Genomic DNA, 19,644 nt, shown 5'->3' with positions numbered 1-19,644 from the left:
ATGCCTTCAAGGAGCCAGATTCAAGAGCGTATACAAGAGACCAAGGGTAAAGCTCAAGATGATGTCAGAAGAGAATACCTAAAAGATCTTTCCGACTATGTAGATAGGGATGTTATTATCTACATGTCTGGTTTTACTTCCATAAAAGCACCGTCTATACCTTCTACTTTTCAATCTATAAACTTGCAAGATGTACAGGGCTTTATGGCCGCAGTGCATGGGCTAAAAAGAAAAAAATTAGACCTTATATTGCATAGCCCAGGTGGATCATTAGAAGCTGCTGAGCAAATAGTTCAATACCTAAGAGCCAAGTATGATCATATTAGGGCTGTTATACCCCAGAATGCTATGTCGGCCGCAACTATGATATCTTGTGCATGTGATGAGATTGTTATGGGCAAGCAATCGGCTATGGGACCCATTGACCCTCAGTTAACACTACCTAGTCCATCTGGCCAATTCACGGCACCCGCGCATTCTATTCTTGATGATTTTAAGAAAGCTAGGGAGTCTATAATTGCTGATCCAAAAACGGCTCCCCTGTGGGTAAACAGAATTAATTTGTTGCCACCTGGTATTTTGAATATCTGTGAGAATACAATTAAGAACTCTGAATCAAAAGTAGCTGAGTGGCTTGATAATTATATGTTTGGTTCCGATCAAGATAAAAAAGGAACAGATATCGCTAAGTGGTTGGGAAATGCTGCTGAGCATAAATCGCACGGTAGACCAATTAATATTGAAAAGTGTAAAGAAATCGGTTTAAAAGTCGCCGCGCTTGAAGATGACCAAGATTATCAAGAGAAAGTCCTTTCTGTTTTTCACGCTTCGGCGGTCACATTGGATATCACTTCCTGTATCAAGTTCATTGAAAATCAAAATGGCAAAGGCTGGTTCTTGGCTTCTGACATTCAAAAACCAAGCGCCTAACAAACGCTTTAAAGATGACGCCTGGGGGCGCACTTTAAGCGGGAGTTAACGAGCCGAGCTCCCCAAGAAAAGTAAACACCAGCAGACATCACTGGACTTCCCACGGTCCAATAGACACTTCCGGTCTTGCCACAGGAGGGTGATGATAGGCCCGTTACATCAACGGTAGTGTCAAAAATCTTTCGCACTTTGCTTGGCGGTAACTTCGCGGTTACGCGGTAATCGAGCTCTCCAGGTCCTGTTTCTCAAGCGCCTCCATCGACAGATAGCGACGGATCCCTCACTTGGTCCCCGCGATGTACCTGAGACGGGCTGCCACCAGCATCAGGGCCGAGTTGTCATCCGGGAATGCACCAACGATTTGGGTATTCCCTCAACTATTGCATCAACCGATTCTACAACCACCGGCGGACGCATTCAGGGATAGGCTACCTGGCGCCGGCAGAATATGAGGCGATGACAGCGTGACACTACCCATGCGTCCGTTTTATCACAGGATAAAAACGGGCTTGCGTGGGATTTGATTACTTGGCTCTTGACATTCATCATCCAATGTCGCACTAATCCATTTTCATCCGATAACACACTACAATAGGTTATCCTTATGAAACTCTATCTGCTTCCGACGCTTTCACTGGCCGCACTCTTCTCTTCCAATGTCTTCGCCCTGGATGTCCGCTTCGCCAACGACACCTGGAACGGGGTCAAGATACCGGAGGGACAGCAGTGCCAGAAGTTTGGCGGTAACAACCCCGCCACCCCCAAATGGCTTGTCTCCGATATCCCGGCCGGCTCCGACAGCATTTTGTTCGAATACAGCGATCGCGATTCCGAAAAGATGAACAACGGTGGGCATGGCAGAATCCAATACCGTCTCGATGCAACCGATCAGCCGCTCGAAATTCCTTCGGTTCCCGGTCATAGCTTCGATCTACCCCAAGGTTTCAGCCTGGTCGAGGCGCACCGTAGCCCCGGCTGGGACAAGGCGGGCGCCTACATGCCCCCTTGCTCCGGCGGCAAGGGCCACGCCTACTATGTGACGGTCAAAACGCTCCAGGGCGACAAGGTGACCGCCGAGACCGTCATCGAGTTGGGAACCTATTGATCGTATCGTGTTCAAAAGCGACGCCACGGGCAGTGCCCAACTGCCGCCCGTGGCTCGTCTCCTCCTACAAGCAACTGTCACCGGGTTTAACTACGTATGTGGGACCAACGCTACAACGAAGAAGGCTTTGCCTATGGAACCGCGCCAAACGACTTCCTGAAGTCCGAATACACCCGCATCCCCGTGGGAGGCAAGGTGCTCTGCCTGGCCGAGGGTGAGGGGAGAAACGCCGTATTTCTGGCCCGCCAGGGCTACGAGGTCACGGCGGTCGACCTCTCGCCAGTCGGCCTAGAGAAGGCCCGAAACCTAGCCAAGGAGCACGGGGTTGAGATCACCACGGTGGTCTCCGACCTGGCCCACTACGACCTGGGCCGCGAGGTCTGGGATGGCATCGTCTCGATCGCGGCCCATCTGCCTCCTGGATTGCGTCAAAAGCTCCACGCCCAAGTCATCGATTCCCTGAAAGGCGGTGGTGTCTTCCTGCTGGAGGCCTACACACCACAGCACCTGGAGATGGATGGCGCTGGCGGACCGCCCCCTTCGCAACGGGAGCTCTTCATGTCCCTGGACGAGTTGCGCAACGAGCTCGACGGTCTGAGCTTCGAGATCGCAGAGGAAGTGGTGCGCCACATTTCGGAAGGCCGCTACCATCAGGGCGAAAGCGCGGTGGTCCAGCTGGTGGCGCGCAAGTCCGCTTGAGCCCGCCACCAGACCGCCTCTAAGTTATCTGGGGTAGTTATCTGGGGTCAGATGAAAAACTCAATCCCGCGCACCTAGGATAGGTTAAACTTACGCTTTTAAAAAGTCGCAGTTGCTGCGGGCGTTAACGTCCGCTTCTGGATGGTTTCTGCCCGCCAAATTGAGTGGTCCGATGACCACCACTGGCCTTGAATAATCCCAGCGATCAACCAAAACCCGCTCCTGGATTCAATCCGCACTATACTCATTAGTCCTCAAGTAACCGAACCCGAAACGAGCGTCCTTTAAGTTTCCCTTGGGTCAGTTTTTTCAGAGCCGGTTTCACCGCACAGATACTCACGGCGACAAAGGCCCAGTTGTCCGCGATATTGATCTTGCCCACCTGTTGACCAGTGATCCCCCGCTCACCGGTGAGGGCGCCCAGGATGTCGCCCGGACGGATTTTCTGTTTCTTGCCACCATCAATCTGCAGGGTGGCCATGGCCGGCTTCAGGGCGGCTTGTTCCAGAAGGGCAAGGGGTGGTAACGGTTCGCTGTCCAGGATCGGGTCAATACCGGCCTCCAGTTGCGCCACCCGATGGCTCTCCTTCTCACTGTACAACGCGCAGGCGATGCCCTTGCTGCCGGCCCGGCCGGTACGGCCAATCCGGTGCAGATGACTCTCCGCATCATGGGAAATGTGATAATTGATCACCAGGTCCAGCGCATCGATATCCAGCCCCCTTGCCGCCACATCGGTGGCCACCAGAACAGAGGCGCTTCTATTGGCAAAGCGTATCAGCATCTGGTCCCGATCCCGCTGTTCCAGGTCGCCATGCAGCGCCAGGGCGGAGAAACCGCATTGGACCAGGGAGTCGGCTACCGCCTGACTCTCTTTACGGGTGTTACAGAACACCAGGGCCGATTCGGGCCGGAACTGGAGCAGCAGCAGGCGTAATGCCGCCAGGCGCTGCTTGTTGTCCTTCACCTTGTAAAAGTGTTGTTCGATGCTGGCGCTGTCATGACTCGACTCCACCTGCACTGTCACCGGTTGACTGAGAATAAGCCGGGCGATGGCCTGGATCTGATCGGGAAAGGTGGCGCTGAACAGTAGTGTCTGACGCCGCTGAGGCAGTTGATCGACAATGCGCTCCAGCACCTCCTGAAAACCCATATCCAGCATGCGGTCCGCCTCATCCAGAATGAGGGTGCTCACCTTGTCCAGTTTCAGCGTACCCCGGCCCAGGTGATCCTCAATGCGGCCCGGTGTCCCCACAATGATGTGGGCGCCGTGCTCCAGTGAACCCACCTGGGGGCCAAACGGCGTGCCACCGCAGAGGGTCAGCACCTTGATGTTATGGATACCCCGGCCCAGACGGCGAATCTCCCGGGCCACCTGGTCCGCCAGTTCCCGGGTCGGGCAGAGCACCAGCCCCTGTATCCGAAACCGTTTAACATCCAGTTTCTGCAACAGCCCCAAGCCAAATGCCGCGGTTTTACCCGATCCGGTCTTGCCCTGGGCAATCACATCCCGGCCCGCCAGAATGGGTGGCAGGCTTTGGCTCTGAATCGGTGTCATCCGGTCATAGCCGAGCGAGGCCAGATTGTTCAGCAGGGCGTCATGCAGATTGAGTGAAGCGAAGGCGGTGGGATTCAATTGTGATGGTCCTGTAATGATAGGGATATCTGATGCACTCCCCGGCGGGTAGTGCCCTGTGGGGAGGTTATGGGGAGGTACCGGCACACTGATCCGGATGACAACCACACCATCATACGCCGGAATGGACCGGGATTGCTGGTCTGATTCAGTTTAGGGGCAGTGTCAGCGCGCCCCCTCCGCCTCAGGACTCCAGCTCTTCCCAGCGGGCATAGGCTGTATTGAGAGCCGCTTCGGTCTCCTGCAGTTGCTGCTGCACTTCGGTCTTCTCTTCCTTGGGGCGTTTGTAGAAAGCGGGATCGGCCACGGTCATCTGCAACTGTTCCAGTTCGGTTTCCAGCTGCTCGATCCGCTTTGGCAGGGCGTCCAGCTCCCGCTGATCCTTGTAGCTCAGTTTCTTCGGCTTGCTGGCCGGTTTTACCGGCTCCCGTCTTGCCGTCGTCGGTTTCGCTTCCACCGGTTTTGGGGCCGCCTCAACCAGCGGGGCCTTCCGTTGACTCAGCCAGTCGTCATAGCCACCCACGTATTCATTGATCTGCCCGTCGCCCTCAAATACCAGGGTGCTGGTCACCACGTTATTGAGAAATGCCCGGTCGTGGCTCACCAGTAACAGGGTGCCTTGATAATCCAGCAGCAGCTCTTCCAGCAGTTCCAGGGTCTCCACGTCCAGATCGTTGGTCGGTTCGTCCATCACCAGCACATTGGCGCTCTTGCTGAACAGCCGCGCCAGCAGCAGGCGGTTACGTTCGCCACCGGAGAGCGCCTTGACTGGCTGTCGCACCCGGTCCGGGGTGAACAGGAAATCCTGCAGATAACTGATGACGTGTTTGCTGCTGCCGTTGATCTCCACCTTGTCACTGCCATCAGCCACGTTGTCCTGCACCGACTTCTCGTCATCCAATTGGGCCCGCAACTGGTCAAAATAGGCCACTTCCAGCTTAGTGCCGTGTTTTACCGTACCCGCGTCGGGTTGCAGTTTGCCCAGCAGCAGGTTGAGCAGGGTGGTCTTGCCCGCGCCATTGGGGCCGATCACGCCGATGCGGTCACCGCGCATGATGGTGGTGGTGAAGTCCCGCACAATCGGTTTGCCATCCCAGGCGTAGCTGATCCCCTCCGCCTCGATCACCAGCTTGCCGGAGCGTTCCGCCTGTTGCAGTGCCATGTTGACATTGCCGGTCCGTTCCCGGCGCTGTTTGCGCTCGGCGCGCAGCGCCTGCAGGGCCCGCACCCGACCTTCGTTACGGGTGCGTCGCGCCTTGATGCCCTGGCGAATCCACACCTCCTCCTGGGCCAGCTTCTTGTCGAAGCGGGCGTTGGCCTTCTCCTCCGCATTCAGCATCTCCGCTTTGCGGCGCTGGAAGTTCTCGTAATCCCCCGGCCAGTCGGTAAGCTGCCCCCGATCCAGTTCGATAATACGGGTGGCCAGTTTGCGCAGGAACATCCGGTCATGGGTGACAAACAGCAGGGTGCCGTCATAGTTGAGCAGGAACTCCTCCAGCCAGTCGATGGAGGCGATATCCAGGTGGTTGGTCGGCTCATCCAGCAGAAGCAGGTCGGGCGCCTGCACCAGCGCCCGGGCCAGCAGCACACGCCGCTTGAGACCGCCAGAGAGTGCCGCAAAAGGGATATCCGGGTCCAGGGAGAGCTTGGAGATCACCGTCTCCACCCGCTGCTCCGACTGCCAGCCATCCGCCGCCTCCAGGTCATGCTGTACCCGGGAGAGCTGGTCGAGCAGTTTTTCACTGTGATCGGTAGCCAGTTGGTGGCTGATCTGATGAAAACGGCGCACCAGCTCACCCAGTTCGCCCAGACCGGTGGCCACCACGTCAAATACCGTGCCCTCGATCCCCTCCGGCACCTCCTGGGTCAGGCGGGTGATAATCGCCCCCTGCTGGATGGAGAACTCACCATCATCCGGCTGCAATTCACCGGCGATCAGTTTCATCAGGGTCGATTTGCCGGCGCCATTGCGCCCCAGCAGACAGATCCGTTCACCCCGCTCAATGGAGAGATCAAGATTATCCAGCAGCGCCGGGCCACCAAAGCCCAGTTGTACCTTGCGCAGATTGATCAGCGCCATTATTCACCCGTTACACCGACTATATTTAAAGGACGCCGATTGTACCCCAGTGGACCGCGCAACATAACTGCCAACCGGGCCAGGACCCGGGTCAGGCCCAAATAACCCCTTGGGTCGACCACAATTGGGCACAGATTCCAGGTGGACAGCCACCGGGAAAAGTTAAAGCGGTGGCATAAAGCGTGCCTAATATGTGAAGATTGCACCAGCGGCGCCAATACGGGCCATTCGAATCAACCCCTCCAATCCAAAAAACTTGGGAGAAGCCTCAAGATGAAGACCAAGATTCTATTAAAAGAATCAGAGATGCCCACCCACTGGTATAACGTGGTTGCCGACATGCCCAATCCGCCGACTCCGCCGCTGGGTCCCGACGGACAACCGGTGGGGCCGGACGCACTGGCCGCCATCTTTCCGGAGGAGATTATCAAGCAGGAGGTGAGCAGCGATCGCTGGATCAAGATTCCTGAGGAGGTACGGGAAGTGTTGCGCCTGTGGCGCCCGTCCCCGCTCTTTCGCGCCCATCGCCTGGAGAAGATGCTGAATACTCCGGCCAAGATCTTCTATAAGAATGAGTCGGTCAGTCCGGCGGGCTCCCACAAACCGAACACCGCCGTGGCCCAGGCGTACTACAACAAGCAGGCCGGCATCAAGAAGCTGACCACCGAAACCGGCGCCGGACAGTGGGGTTGTTCCCTGGCCCTGGCCGGCCAGATGTTTGGCCTGGAGGTCGAGGTCTTCATGGTCAAGGTAAGTTATGGCCAGAAACCCTACCGTCGCACCATGATGCGTACCTGGGGAGCCAACGTGCACGCCAGCCCAACCAACCTGACCGAGTCGGGCCGCTCCATTCTGGCCAAAGACCCGAACAGCGAAGGTTCACTGGGTGTGGCCATCTCGGAGGCGGTGGAGATCGCCGCCAACCGCCCGGACACCAATTACGCCCTCGGATCAGTGCTCAACCACGTGTTGTTGCACCAGACCATTATCGGTGAAGAAGCGAAGAAGCAGATGTCCATGGTGGGGGAATATCCCGACATGGTATTTGCACCCTGCGGCGGCGGATCCAACTTCGGCGGCATCGCCTTCCCGTTCTTCGCCGACAAAGCAGCCGGCAAGCAGGTCGAACTGATCGCTGTGGAACCCACCTCCTGCCCCACCCTGACCAAGGGTACCTACGCCTACGACTTCGGCGATGCCATCGGTCTGACCCCGCTGATGAAGATGTATACCCTGGGCCATGATTTCATGCCGCCAGGTATCCACGCCGGTGGATTGCGCTATCACGGTGACTCAGCGCTGATCAGCCAGCTCTATAATGAGGGATTGCTGGGCGCGGTGGCCGTGCCACAGACCGAGACCTTCGAATCGGGCGTGCTGTTTGCCAAGAGTGAAGGCATCGTACCGGCACCGGAGTCGACCCACGCTATCGCCGCGGTGATCCGTGAAGCGAAGCGTTGTGCCGAGACCGGTGAGGCAAAAACCCTGCTCTTCAACCTGTCGGGTCATGGCCACTTCGATATGACCTCCTACGACCGCTTCTTTGCCGGCGAACTGGAGGACTACGAGTACCCGGACGAGGCGATCAAAGAGTCCCTGAAACATCTGCCTCAGGTCGGCTGAGAAAGTTGTGCCTGCCGACTCTGGCAGGTACGGGCTTCCCAGATGCCGGTGAAGCCGGAACTGTATCCCTGGAGGGATAACAGCTCACAAGCCCACCGGCATCTGCATGGGAGACTATTCAATTTGGCCGCGCCTTGAGAACGGTTGCCGCCGCCTACTTAGAGAAGCATTGATGAAAAACCTCACCGATAAAGAAGCCTGGGAAGGCGTTGCCGACTGTATCAGCTGCACACTGCGTAACTCAGTGCTGTTTGCCGGGCTGGATGAGGAGGATTTCGACAAGATCCATCAACCCATCGACCTCTACACCCTGCCAGCCGGGTCGACTCTCTATCGCGCCGGCGACAAGGCCGATCGTCTCTACACCATCCGCAGCGGCATCCTGAAGCTGGTCCAGTATCTGCCTGACGGTACCCAGCGCATTGTCCGGCTGGTGCGCACCACCGATGTCACCGGACTGGAGGCGCTGCTGGACCAACCCTACAAACATGACGCCGTGGTGCTGCAACCAACCCAGGCCTGCAGCCTGCCGGTCAGCGTGGTGCAGGCGCTCTCCAACACCAACCCGAAACTGCACCAGGAGCTGCTGAATCGCTGGCAGCATGCACTGGAGGAGGCGGACGCCTGGCTCACTGAACTCTCTACCGGATCGGCCAGACAGCGGGTTGCCCGCCTGCTGCTGCGCCTGGTGCGTAACCAGGCCACCAGTGAATGTGAGCTGTTTCCCCGGGAAGATATGGGGGCAATGCTGGGCATCACCACCGAAACCACCAGCCGAACCATTGCCGAATTCAAGCGCCAGAGCCTGCTGATCGAAACAGAACCGAACAAATACCTGCTGGATATTCCAAATCTGGAATTCATAGCTGACAATTGACAAACAATTTTCTGACATTGAGATTTTTCAATGCGGTCCTATTCCTGGAGCTCTAACCTTGGCAACTGATACCCGGATTATCGGAAAATTCACAGCACGCTTCAGGAACCAGTCATGCAGCAGACCTTCACGCGAGAGGCGTACGCCCTGTTCTCACTGGAGATTGACAAGTCGGAGACAACCTACACCAGCGTCGATGAGATTCTTGGCTATCTCAAAAGCTGTGTAGAGGCTGACCCGATTGCCACCTTCATTGCCATTTTTGACCATTACGCCCATACCAGCGGCCTGGAAAAAGGCCAGATCCATGACAACATCCTGGCCGCCGGCAACATTGTTTTCTGTTTTGGTCTGACCTTGCCCACACCCCAGGCAATGGCGCTGCGTCCCCGCTCCATCGGGGTGGTGGAACTGCCCAACACCTTCTATATCACTTTTTTGCAGGCGCCCATGCCAGTCGCCAACACCGCCATGGAGAATTGGGTACGGGCCATACGAAACCGGGAGCCAACAGAGATCCCGGCTTGACAACCGCGCCCCGGGATGGGGTAATCCGAGCCTATTGCAACCGGATCTGCGACACCCCGCATGAACAGAATTCGAAGGATATACAGCATCCTGCTGAGCCTGCTGTTGGTCAGTGGTTGTGCCAGCACGGCTCGCTTCCCTGATAATCCACCCCTTACCTCGGTAAAAAAAGCGGCCACCCCCCTCAGCAAGGATTCCACCATCCTGCTGTTGACCCTGTCGGGTGGCGGCAGCCGGGCATCCGCATTTGCCTATGGTGTCATGGAGGCACTCCACCAGACCCCCCTGACCACCCGGCCCGACGCCCCAACCCTGCTGGACAAGGTGGACACCATCTCGGCCGTCTCCGGCGGCAGCATTATTGCCGCCTACTACGGTCTGTACGGTGAGCAGCTGTTCGAAAATTTCCGCCAGCAGTTTCTGGAGCGGGATGTGAGGAACGAGATCCGCCAGCGGATGCTGACACTGGAAAACCTCTCCCGGCTCTCCTCCACCACTTTCGGATCCGGCGACATCCTGGACGAATACTTCCGCCAGACACTGTTTGGTGAGCGCCCGCTCAGCGAGCTGTTTGACAACCAGGGACCGGTCGTGATCATCAACGCGACCGATCTGTTCAAAGGGAGCCGCTTTGGCTTTACCCCGGAGCTGTTTGCCCTGATCTGCTCCGACAGCGATCATTTTCCGGTGGCCCGGGCGGTAGCGGCCTCCAGTGCGGTGCCGCTGATCTTCACCCCGATCACCCTGACCAATCGGGCCGGCAGCTGCGGTTACCCCACCCCGCACTGGATCCGAACCGGCCTGACCGAAAAGCAGCAGAATCCACGACGTTACCGGCTGGCCAGAACCTGGAGTCGCTACCTGGAGCAGCCGGAACATCCCTACATCCACCTGCTGGATGGGGGCCTTGCCGACAACCTGGGACTGCGCGCCATGATAGATCGCATCATCATTCAGGATGGCCTGGATGACAGCAACCGGCAAAACATTCCCCTGCAGGCCCGGCGCATCGTACTGATCGAGATCGACGCGGCGGCCCGCCTGCCGATTGAATGGGAAAAGAGACCGGACCATCCGCCACAGACGGTGATTCTCGATGCCGCCAGCACCACCCCCCTGAGCAACTACAACTTCGAAACCAAGGCCTATCTGCACCGTCAGCTTAAGCCCTGGCTGAAGCGCAACAGCACCGTTCCCTGCTCCGACCCGGACGGCTGCGCACCGGATGTTTATATTATCGAGCTGAACCTGGAGGACAGCCCCGGGGAGCTTAACGACCAGCCCCTCTCCACCATTCCGACCGACTTCACGCTACCGGAAAACGGGGCAGACGCATTGATCAATGCGGGGCAGCAGCTGCTGCGCAATCACCCGGAATTCAAGCGGCTGCTGAAAGATATCTATGCTGAACAGGCTGGATTTCTCTAGCCGGGAAGAAGAGACGAACCGGGGTGGTCAGGGTATGGACGGGATGCCGGTTCAGCCGTAGTGGCGGATGACGTACTGCTCCACCAGTTGCTGAAAATCCCGGGCAATTGAATCACCCTTCAGGGTGACAGTCTTGACTCCATCCTCATACACCGGCGCCACCGGCACTTCACCATTGCCGGGCAGACTGATACCGATATTGGCATGCTTGCTCTCACCGGGGCCATTGACCACGCAGCCCATCACCGCCACGTTCATCGCCTCAACGCCGGGAAAGCGGTCGCGCCATTGGGGCATCTGGGCACGCAGATACTGCTGAATCTCCTGGGCCAGCTGCTGAAACACGACACTGCTGGTGCGACCGCAACCGGGACAGGCGATCACCATCGGGGTGAATGAACGTAACCCCATGGATTGCAGAATCTCCTGGGCCACCTGCACTTCCTGGGTACGCGCGCCGCCCGGCTCCGGGGTGAGGGAGATCCGGATGGTATCGCCGATACCCTCCTGCAGCAGCACCGCCAGCGCCGCCGTGGAGGCGACGATCCCCTTGGAACCCATACCGGCCTCGGTCAGGCCGAGATGCAGGGCGTAGTCACAACGCCGGGAGAGTTCCCGGTAAACACCGATCAGATCCTGTACCCCGCTCATCTTGCAGGAGAGCACAATCCGGTCACGCCCCAGGCCCAGCTCCTCGGCACGGCGGGCATTATCCAGGGCCGATACCACCATGATCTCCCGGATCACCCGGTCATTATCCAGCGGCTCTGCGGCCCGGGCGTTCTCATCCATCATCCGCACCACCAGCTCCTGGTCCATACTGCCCCAGTTGACACCGATCCGCACCGCCTTGTCATGGCGGCAGGCCAGTTCGATCATGGCGGCAAACTTTTCATCCCGGCTGGCGCCACGCCCCACGTTGCCCGGATTGATGCGGTACTTGGCCAGGGCCTGGGCGCATTCGGGATACTTCTGCAGTAACTTGTGGCCGTTGAAATGGAAATCCCCCACCAGGGGCACCGGCACCCCCAGCTTGTCCAGCCCATCCCGGATGGAAGCAACTGCTCGGGCCGCCTCTTCCGTATTGACGGTGATACGCACCAGCTCTGAACCGGCCCGGTGCAGTTCAGCCACCTGACGGATGGTGGCGGCAATATCCGCCGTATCGGTATTGGTCATGGACTGGACAACCACCGGGGCGTTACCGCCGATGGTGACACTACCGACGCGGACACCCACGGTTGGGGCTCGCTGGACGGTCATGGCAGACTATTCACTATCGAGAAAACGGATGGCGATGCCTTTGCCGGCCTCCGCCCTGACCACAACCGCTCGTTGTGGCAGTGGATCCTCGATATCCATGGCCGTCACCTCCACCACCGAATCGGCAGGGGGCAGGGAGTCCTCCTTCATAATCAGGAACAGTCCACCATGGGACAGGTCGCGGGTATAGATTTCATACTCCTTACCCTCGTGATCCACCAGCTTCACCTTGGAACGGAGGGAAAAGCGGGTATATTCGCGATTATCCGGTTGCATAGTCATATCAGGAGCCACGTCGACGGGCCGCTACACGCAGGCGCAGGGCGTTGAGTTTAATAAAGCCACCGGCATCCTTCTGGTCATAGGCACCGGCATCATCTTCAAAGGTGGCGATGGACTCATCGAACAGACTGTGGGTCTCTGACTTGCGCCCCACCACCATAATGCCACCCTTGTACAGTTTCAGCCGTACCACGCCGTTGACCACTTCCTGGGTCTGGTCGATGGCGGCCTGCAGCATTTCGCGCTCCGGGCTCCACCAGTAGCCGTTGTAAACCAGCTCGGCGTACTTGGGCATCAGTTCATCCTTCAGATGGGCCGATTCACGATCCAGGGTCAGGGACTCGATGGCACGATGCGCCTTGAGCAGGATGGTGCCCCCCGGGGTTTCGTAACAGCCACGGGATTTCATACCGACGTAACGGTTCTCGACAATATCGTCACGGCCGATGCCGTTGGCACCACCCACCCGGTTCAGTTCGGTCATCACCTTGGCCGGACTCATGGCGACACCGTCGATGGCGGTCACATCACCCTTCTCGAAGGTCAGTTCGATATAGGTGGGTTTATCCGGCGCCGCCTCCGGCGATACACTCCAGCGCCACATCTCTTCGGAAGGCTCACACCAGGGGTCTTCCAGGTCGTAACCCTCGTAGGAGATGTGCAGCAGGTTGGCATCCATGGAGTAGGGTGACTTGCCCTTGCGCTTCATCTCCACCGGGATACCGTGCTCCTCGGCATATTTCATCAGCTTCTCGCGGGAGAGCAGATCCCATTCACGCCAGGGGGCGATAATCTTCACATCCGGCATCAGGGCGTAGGCACCCAGTTCAAAACGCACCTGGTCATTGCCCTTGCCAGTGGCGCCGTGGGAGATGGCATCCGCGCCGGTCTCCCGGGCGATCTCAATCAGCCGCTTGGTGATCAGGGGACGGGCGATGGAGGTGCCCAGCAGGTACTCGCCCTCGTAAATAGCGTTGGCACGGAACATGGGGAATACGAAGTCACGGGCGAACTCTTCGGTGAGATCCTCGATATAGATCTCCTTCACTCCGGCCGCCTGCGCCTTGGCGCGGGCCGGCTCCACCTCTTCGCCCTGCCCGATATCGGCGGTAAAGGTCACCACCTCACAACCATACTCCTCTTGAAGCCACTTAAGGATGATCGAGGTATCCAGACCACCCGAATATGCGAGTACGACCTTTTTTACGCCAGACGCTGACATGGGAAACTCCGTAAATTGCTGCCGACCGTGCGGCAAAACCGTCAAGAAAGTGCTGCATTATAACCCAGTTACCCGGCTTTTTTTACCAGCGGATCATGCTGTTTGATGGCCTGATGCGCCCGATCTGTCTTGACAGACCGCCTAACGTCCCTGGCGGCGCCAGCGGCGCACAATCGCCTCTACATCCACTGTACCGGGACCGTCCCGCCACATGTTGAAGAAATCGATGTCGTTACTGTTGGGTGCCGGGTCGGGCACATGGAACTGGAACCGGGTGGGCAGCGGCACCGCCTCGCCCAGCGCCATCGCCTCACCGCGTCCCAGGGCAGCGAGGATATTCACCAGGTTCGACTCCGCATCCGGCACCAGGTCCCGGATATACTGCTGATCCTCGGGGTTGGTGACCCGCAGACAGATAAAACTGCTGCACTGGGCCAATACCGTCTCGGAAAGTTCATGGGGCCGCTGGCTGACCACCGCCAGACCGACACCGTACTTCCGTCCCTCTTTGGCGATTCGCTCCATGGAGCGACGGGTACCCTCGAACTGGGTACCGGCCTCCCGGGGAATGTAGTTATGCGCCTCTTCACAGACCAGCAGCAGTGGGAACTCCCGGGACTGGGGATTCCAGTAGTTAAACTCAAAAGCAAGCCGACCGATCTGGGCCGACACCGTGGGGCGGACATCGAACGGCACCGAACTGAAGTCGATCACGGTGATCTGCCGCTGCGGCTCCACCAGACCGACAAACTCCCGCAGCAGATCCACCAGGGTATCGGAGGACTTGCGCCGTTTCGGCTTGAACAGGAAATCGTAACGCACGTCGTTGAAACGGCTCTGCAGCTTGATCAGAAACTCATCAAACTGACCATACAGGGCACCTTTCACCTTACCGAAATCCATCACCTGTTCATTGGCCCGCTTGAACTGATGGAACAGCTCCGCCAGGGAGAAGTAGACCGGTGAATCGATGGAGATATGGGCATCATCCAGGTCGCTGTTGGCCTTGCGACGGAGCATCAACAGCGCCTCCCGCAGGAAGGCCATCTGGGTCGATGCCTTGTCGTCGTCCCGATCGATCAGCAGGTCCACCAGTTCACCGTAGGTGAGCAGCCAGTAAGGGATCTCCAGATTACGCGCGTCTATATAACGGTAGCTGCCCTCCTTGAAGGCGGAGTGGCGCTGGTTTTCATCTTCCCAGACATACTCACCATGCAGATCCAGCAGAATCACCTTGGCCTTGGGCATCAGACTGGCGGTACGCTGCAGAATGCTGGCCACCGACCAGGACTTACCGGCACCCGACTGTCCCAGGATCGCCATGTGACGACCGAACAGGGCGGTGGGATCCAGGCAGACCCCCACCGATGTCATGGTCGGCAGGTAACCCAGTTCGAATCCGGTGGACTGAAACTTCTTGAACAGGATATTGATCTCGTCGGGCCGGACCACATGCACTTTCGCACCGGGCGTGGGGTAGTGGATCACGCCACGGTGGAAGCTTCTGTTGCTATCCAGTTCACCCAGGGGAACCAACGTCAGGATGCCGCACCGCTCGCCATTTTCCTGACGCTGCTGACCGGCGCTGATCACCATGGCGACCACTTCCTTGTCCCGTTGTTTGACCATCAGGTAGGTACCCAGCTGACCGACGGCCACGTCACCTGTCTCGGTGGAAACAACTGGGAATTCATCACCCGTCATGGCCAACAGTTCAGCCATCATGATGTTTTCGCGTATCTCGGTAATCCTGCCGATACAGGTTTCTGTACTTGTCGTCATGTCGAGATCCATTCCTGCCTAATCTGCTTTTATTAATTTTCTGAAGAGATTGCGGATAGCAGAATATCGCACATTGAGGCGGTTTATTGTGAATTATTTAACCGGAAACCGATTACCATCCATAGCAACAGAACTGCAGGATCGGTCAGAAACGGGCCAGGAATTTACCCAGAATGGCGGAAAATGCCTGTGGCTGCTCCGCGTAGACCCAATGACCGACCTGGGGAATCTTTTGCAGATCCGCCCGGGGAAACAGACGCTGTATGAGCGGTTTGGCCTCCGGCTGCACATAGTCCGACAGCCCGCCATAAATAAACAGACTGGGGCCGGAATAGCTCAGATTGTCGCAAGCGGGAAATCCGACAATATCGGACATGCCACGGGTGAGTGCGGCGAGATTCATGCGCCAGCGCCAATCCCCTCCCGCATGCTGGAGATTCTGTAACAGGAACTGGCGCAGACTAACATCGTCCAGATAGCCGGCCAGGATGGCGTCCGCCTCAGCGCGACTGCCAACACGGGTCTGTTCAACGGCGTGCAGGGCCTCGTAGATCACCCCGAACCGGTTCGGGTAGGCAACCGGGGCGATATCCACCACCACCAGCCCACACACCAGTTCCGGCTGCTCAAGTGCCAGCCACATGGCCGCCTTGCCGCCCATGCTGTGGCCGATCAGCAGGGCCGACTCCAGCCCCTGCTCATCAATCAGCTGTGCCAGATCCCGGGCCAGCGCCGGGTAGCTCACATCGTCGTCGTGGGGTGAGCGGCCGTGATTACGCAGGTCGGGCACCAGCACATGGTAGTGGTCTCCCAGCCCCCGGGCCAGGGAGTGCCAATTGGACGAGGAGCCCAGCAGTCCATGCAGAAAAATCAGCGTCGGATGGTGATCACTGTAACTACCATATTCCCGATAATGGAGTCGCATTGCCCGTTCTAATCCTGTGCCTGAAAAATCGGCGCAGGGTTGTGGGGGAATGAACCCCGCAACACGCTGCGCCGATGAGGGTTACCGACTCTAGCGCTTTTTCGGCGGCATCAGGTCGGTAATGGAGCCTTCCGCCATCTCCGCCGCAAAGCAGATGGTCTCGCTCAGGGTCGGATGGGGGTGAATGGTCAGACCGATATCCTCGGCATCGGCCCCCATCTCCAGTGCCAGTACCGCTTCACCGATCAGCTCGCCGGCGTTCACGCCGACGATTCCGGCGCCCAGAATACGCTTGGTCTCCGGATCAAACAGCAACTTGGTCATCCCCTCCTCGCGGCCGATACCCAGGGCGCGACCCGAGGCTGCCCAGGGGAAAGCGGCCTTCTCGTAAGCGATACCCTGTGCCTTGGCCTCGGTCTCGGTGAGCCCCATCCAGGCTACTTCCGGATTGGTGTAGGCGACTGACGGAATGGTCAGGGGATCGAACATGGCGGTCTGGCCGGCAATGACTTCGGCAGCGACCTTCGCCTCGTGGGTCGCCTTGTGGGCGAGCATGGGATTACCCACCACGTCACCGATTGCGTAGATGTTCGGCACATTGGTCCGCATGTGCTGGTCCACCGCGATGAAGCCACGCTCATCCACCTTGACCCCCGCCAGGTCAGCGCCGATCAACTTGCCATTGGGCACCCGGCCCACCGCCACCAGCACCTTGTCGTACACCAGCGGCTTATCCGGGGCGTTCTTCCCCTCGAAGGTGACTTTCAAGCCGCCTTTCTGCGCCTTGATGTCGGTCACCTTGGTGCCCAGCATGATGCTGTTGAACTGATCTTTCAGACGTTTCTGCAGCGGCCGCACCAGATCGGCATCGCAGCCGGGAATCAGGCTGGGTTGCAGTTCAACCACGTCAATCTGGCTGCCCAGGGTGGCATAGACCGTACCCATCTCCAGGCCGATAATGCCGCCACCCACCACCAACATCTTCTTGGGAATATCTTCCAGCTCCAGGGCGCCGGTGGAGTTGATCAGGCGCGGGTCATCATTGGGGAAACCGGGAATCACCACCGGTCGGGAGCCGCAAGCGATAATGGCGTTCTCGAAACCGATGGTCACCTTACCTTTCCCGGTATCCACGCCGATCAGGTTCGGGCTTTCAAACTGCCCCCAGCCGTGCACCACCTCAACTTTACGCTGTTTGGCCAGCGCCGCCAGACCCTGGGTAAGACGGCTTACCACTTTGTCCTTGCCGGCGCGCATTTTGTCCAGATCGATTTTCGGCTTACCGAAACTGACCCCCATATGCTCGATCTCCGCCGCCTCGTTAATGACGGCCGCCGAGTGGAGCAATGCCTTGGAAGGGATACAGCCGACATTCAGGCAGACACCGCCCAAACTCGGGTACTTCTCTATAAGTACCACCTTTTTACCCAGATCGGCGGCGCGAAAGGCAGCGGTGTAACCGCCCGGGCCTGCGCCTAGAACCACCACTTCAGCCTGGATGTCTACTGCGCCCTGGGCGCTATTGGAGCCGGAATCGTTTTTCATCTTTTCTGCTTCACCCTTTGCAAATCCCACCATTCAGGATAGACCATCATCCCTCTGCCCAACTCTCCAGAATCGTTACCACAGACCCCACAGTTTCGGTATTCAGGTTATCCATCGCTTGTCCGGCCAGACTGTTTTCCTAAAAATCCTAAAAAATCCTTAAAAAAACAAAAAACCGGGAAAATAAATTCAAAAATAATTGGATAATCGTACTATTTTTTGATTTCACCTCAAAAACACGCAAAGAGTAGCCTATCTACCGATAAATTGAAATTAGCAATTTTACGGATGCCTCTGCACATTAAAAAATAGCCCATTCCCGCTATAACAGCAGGCGGCGTATATCCGCGAGCAACGTCGCCAGCATTTGGGTAAATCGGGCTGCCTGGGCCCCATCAATGACCCGGTGATCATAGGAGAGGGAGAGTGGCAACATCAGCCGGGGCTTGAACTTTCTGCCATTCCAGACCGGTTTCATGGCGGCGCGGGATACGCCCAGTATGGCCACCTCCGGTGCATTCACAATGGGCGTAAAACCGGTACCCCCGATGCCGCCAAGACTGGAGATGGAGAAACAACCGCCCTGCAGATCGGCCGGCGTCAGCTTGCCCTGGCGGGCCCGGGCACTCACTTCCGCCAGATCGGCGGCCAGCTCAAAAATCGATTTGCGCTCCACGTCACGAATCACCGGCACCACCAGCCCATCGGGCGTGTCCACCGCGACACCGATATGGTAGAAGCGCTTGTAAATCAGCTGCTGCTGATCCGGGCTGAGGGAGCTATTGAAAACCGGCATCGCCTGCAGACAGGCGACACACGCCTTCATCAGGAAAGGCATGAAAGTCAGTTTGATATCCTGCGCCGCGGCTTCCGCTTTCTGCTCCTGCCGGAACGCTTCCAGCCCGGTGATATCCGCCTCATCAAACTGGGTCACATGGGGAATATTCAACCAACAGGCGGTCAAGTGCTTGCCGCTGATCCGCTTGATCCGGTTGAGCGGCTGTATATCCACCTCGCCAAACTGGCTGAAATCGATCTCCGGCACAGCCGGCAGCGCCGCCGCGGTGGCAGCAGTGGGGGTTGACCGGTCCCCCTGGAGCACCTGCTTGATATAGTTCTGCACGTCAGGCCGGGTAATACGCCCCTTGCGGCCGGTACCGGTCACCAGGGCCAGGTCAACCCCCAGTTCCCGGGCAAAACTGCGGATTGACGGGCTGGCGTGGGGCACGCCACGGGGCAGATCCGATTCCGCCTGCCGGACCGGCGGATGCCGCTGCACCTTATCGCCGGGCAACCGCTCAACCGCCGGGGCTCCGGCCGTATCGACTGTCGGCGCGGACGGCGCACGGGCCACTTCAGGGACGTCAGCTACCTCTGCCCGTGGCGCTTCAGGGGCCACCGCCGGGTCAACCCCGGCCTGCTCCTGCTCCTGATCGACCTCAAGGGTAAGCAGCAGATCACCCTCGCCGATGGTATCACCTACTTTCACCTTTACCGACTTGACCACGCCGGCGTGGGCCGCCGGGATCTCCATTGTCGCCTTATCGCTCTCCAGGGTGACCAGAGAATCCTCTTTCTGGACAGAGTCTCCTTCCGAGACCAGTACCTCGATCACTTCCACACCGGAAAAATCACCAATATCCGGAACCAGTTCTTCTATTTCAGTCGCCACTGCGGACCTCCAGGTTATCTCTTATGTCTGCTACAACCAGGTGCTGT

General features: G+C 58.0%; 16 protein-coding genes. 7 read left to right on the top strand and 9 right to left on the bottom strand.

Annotated elements, in window-relative coordinates; genetic code table 11:
• The 3 genes from AAY24_RS15895 (at window position 1) to AAY24_RS15885 (ending at window position 2,734) form a co-directional block, all read left to right on the top strand.
• The gene (locus tag AAY24_RS15895) at window positions 1-930 is read left to right on the top strand and encodes an SDH family Clp fold serine proteinase (protein WP_046860518.1); all 930 of its coding nucleotides are present in this window, start codon (window positions 1-3) and stop codon (window positions 928-930) included.
• 604 nt (window positions 931-1,534) lie between these two features.
• Window positions 1,535-2,035: a hypothetical protein gene (locus AAY24_RS15890; RefSeq protein WP_046860517.1), complete on the top strand. Its 501-nt coding sequence runs from the start codon at window positions 1,535-1,537 to the stop codon at window positions 2,033-2,035.
• 96 nt (window positions 2,036-2,131) lie between these two features.
• A complete protein-coding gene (locus AAY24_RS15885) occupies window positions 2,132-2,734 on the top strand; it encodes a class I SAM-dependent methyltransferase (protein WP_046860516.1) in 603 nt (200 codons plus the stop codon).
• A gap of 247 nt (window positions 2,735-2,981) precedes the next feature.
• On the opposite strand, the gene dbpA is transcribed toward AAY24_RS15885, so the two are convergent.
• Together dbpA and uup are read right to left on the bottom strand one after the other, a co-directional pair.
• Window positions 2,982-4,370 carry an ATP-dependent RNA helicase DbpA gene (gene dbpA, locus AAY24_RS15880; protein WP_046860515.1) on the bottom strand — a complete coding sequence of 463 codons (1,389 nt, stop codon included), beginning with the start codon at window positions 4,368-4,370 and terminating at the stop codon, window positions 2,982-2,984.
• Window positions 4,371-4,554: 184 nt separating this feature from the next.
• Window positions 4,555-6,450, bottom strand: coding sequence for an ATP-binding cassette ATPase Uup (uup, locus tag AAY24_RS15875; protein WP_046860514.1), 1,896 nt, complete (start codon window positions 6,448-6,450; stop codon window positions 4,555-4,557).
• A gap of 273 nt (window positions 6,451-6,723) precedes the next feature.
• Between uup and AAY24_RS15870 the strand changes: the two genes are divergently transcribed.
• The 4 genes from AAY24_RS15870 (at window position 6,724) to AAY24_RS15855 (ending at window position 10,906) form a co-directional block, all read left to right on the top strand.
• Window positions 6,724-8,073 carry a TrpB-like pyridoxal phosphate-dependent enzyme gene (locus AAY24_RS15870; RefSeq protein WP_046860513.1) on the top strand — a complete coding sequence of 450 codons (1,350 nt, stop codon included), beginning with the start codon at window positions 6,724-6,726 and terminating at the stop codon, window positions 8,071-8,073.
• A gap of 172 nt (window positions 8,074-8,245) precedes the next feature.
• Window positions 8,246-8,950 (top strand): Crp/Fnr family transcriptional regulator, encoded by a 705-nt coding sequence (locus tag AAY24_RS15865; RefSeq protein ID WP_418064572.1) that lies wholly within the window; start codon window positions 8,246-8,248, stop codon window positions 8,948-8,950.
• Between the two features lie 114 nt (window positions 8,951-9,064).
• Entirely contained in the window at window positions 9,065-9,478 is a 414-nt protein-coding gene (locus AAY24_RS15860; RefSeq protein ID WP_046860511.1) for a DUF6858 family protein, read from the top strand.
• 60 nt (window positions 9,479-9,538) lie between these two features.
• Window positions 9,539-10,906: a patatin-like phospholipase family protein gene (locus tag AAY24_RS15855; RefSeq protein ID WP_046860510.1), complete on the top strand. Its 1,368-nt coding sequence runs from the start codon at window positions 9,539-9,541 to the stop codon at window positions 10,904-10,906.
• 51 nt (window positions 10,907-10,957) lie between these two features.
• On the opposite strand, the gene ispG is transcribed toward AAY24_RS15855, so the two are convergent.
• The 7 genes from ispG to aceF form a co-directional block, all read right to left on the bottom strand.
• On the bottom strand, window positions 10,958-12,169 hold the full coding sequence (gene ispG, locus AAY24_RS15850) for a flavodoxin-dependent (E)-4-hydroxy-3-methylbut-2-enyl-diphosphate synthase (protein WP_046860509.1): 1,212 nt from the start codon (window positions 12,167-12,169) through the stop codon (window positions 10,958-10,960).
• A gap of 6 nt (window positions 12,170-12,175) precedes the next feature.
• A complete protein-coding gene (locus tag AAY24_RS15845; protein ID WP_046860508.1) occupies window positions 12,176-12,445 on the bottom strand; it encodes a PilZ domain-containing protein in 270 nt (89 codons plus the stop codon).
• Between the two features lie 7 nt (window positions 12,446-12,452).
• Window positions 12,453-13,673, bottom strand: coding sequence for an argininosuccinate synthase (locus AAY24_RS15840; RefSeq protein ID WP_046860507.1), 1,221 nt, complete (start codon window positions 13,671-13,673; stop codon window positions 12,453-12,455).
• 141 nt (window positions 13,674-13,814) lie between these two features.
• Complete coding sequence (locus AAY24_RS15835) at window positions 13,815-15,455, bottom strand: ATP-binding protein (protein ID WP_046860506.1); 1,641 nt, start codon at window positions 15,453-15,455, stop codon at window positions 13,815-13,817.
• Window positions 15,456-15,600: 145 nt separating this feature from the next.
• Window positions 15,601-16,380, bottom strand: a complete 780-nt coding sequence (locus AAY24_RS15830) for an alpha/beta fold hydrolase (protein WP_046860505.1) — start codon at window positions 16,378-16,380, stop codon at window positions 15,601-15,603.
• Between the two features lie 90 nt (window positions 16,381-16,470).
• Window positions 16,471-17,958, bottom strand: coding sequence for a dihydrolipoyl dehydrogenase (lpdA, locus tag AAY24_RS15825; RefSeq protein WP_082117183.1), 1,488 nt, complete (start codon window positions 17,956-17,958; stop codon window positions 16,471-16,473).
• A 289-nt stretch (window positions 17,959-18,247) separates the two neighbouring features.
• Window positions 18,248-19,597 (bottom strand): dihydrolipoyllysine-residue acetyltransferase, encoded by a 1,350-nt coding sequence (gene aceF, locus AAY24_RS15820; RefSeq protein WP_046860504.1) that lies wholly within the window; start codon window positions 19,595-19,597, stop codon window positions 18,248-18,250.
• Between the last annotated feature and the right edge of the window lie 47 nt (window positions 19,598-19,644).

It is taken from the genome of Sedimenticola thiotaurini, assembly GCF_001007875.1.
Lineage (GTDB): Bacteria > Pseudomonadota > Gammaproteobacteria > Chromatiales > Chromatiaceae > Sedimenticola > Sedimenticola thiotaurini.
This window is presented reverse-complemented; position numbering and strand designations above follow the sequence as displayed.

What these genes read in the sequence shown, in the direction of transcription:
- AAY24_RS15895 (WP_046860518.1), top strand. Translation starts at nt 1, where the DNA reads ATGCCTTCAAGGAGCCAGATTCAAGAGCGTATACAAGAGACCAAGGGT.
- AAY24_RS15890 (WP_046860517.1), top strand. Translation starts at nt 1,535, where the DNA reads ATGAAACTCTATCTGCTTCCGACGCTTTCACTGGCCGCACTCTTCTCT.
- AAY24_RS15885 (WP_046860516.1), top strand. Translation starts at nt 2,132, where the DNA reads ATGTGGGACCAACGCTACAACGAAGAAGGCTTTGCCTATGGAACCGCG.
- uup (WP_046860514.1), bottom strand. Translation starts at nt 6,450, where the DNA reads ATGGCGCTGATCAATCTGCGCAAGGTACAACTGGGCTTTGGTGGCCCG.
- AAY24_RS15870 (WP_046860513.1), top strand. Translation starts at nt 6,724, where the DNA reads ATGAAGACCAAGATTCTATTAAAAGAATCAGAGATGCCCACCCACTGG.
- AAY24_RS15865 (WP_418064572.1), top strand. Translation starts at nt 8,246, where the DNA reads ATGAAAAACCTCACCGATAAAGAAGCCTGGGAAGGCGTTGCCGACTGT.
- AAY24_RS15860 (WP_046860511.1), top strand. Translation starts at nt 9,065, where the DNA reads ATGCAGCAGACCTTCACGCGAGAGGCGTACGCCCTGTTCTCACTGGAG.
- AAY24_RS15855 (WP_046860510.1), top strand. Translation starts at nt 9,539, where the DNA reads ATGAACAGAATTCGAAGGATATACAGCATCCTGCTGAGCCTGCTGTTG.
- ispG (WP_046860509.1), bottom strand. Translation starts at nt 12,169, where the DNA reads ATGACCGTCCAGCGAGCCCCAACCGTGGGTGTCCGCGTCGGTAGTGTC.
- AAY24_RS15845 (WP_046860508.1), bottom strand. Translation starts at nt 12,445, where the DNA reads ATGCAACCGGATAATCGCGAATATACCCGCTTTTCCCTCCGTTCCAAG.
- AAY24_RS15840 (WP_046860507.1), bottom strand. Translation starts at nt 13,673, where the DNA reads ATGTCAGCGTCTGGCGTAAAAAAGGTCGTACTCGCATATTCGGGTGGT.
- AAY24_RS15835 (WP_046860506.1), bottom strand. Translation starts at nt 15,455, where the DNA reads ATGACGACAAGTACAGAAACCTGTATCGGCAGGATTACCGAGATACGC.
- AAY24_RS15830 (WP_046860505.1), bottom strand. Translation starts at nt 16,380, where the DNA reads ATGCGACTCCATTATCGGGAATATGGTAGTTACAGTGATCACCATCCG.
- lpdA (WP_082117183.1), bottom strand. Translation starts at nt 17,958, where the DNA reads ATGGTGGGATTTGCAAAGGGTGAAGCAGAAAAGATGAAAAACGATTCC.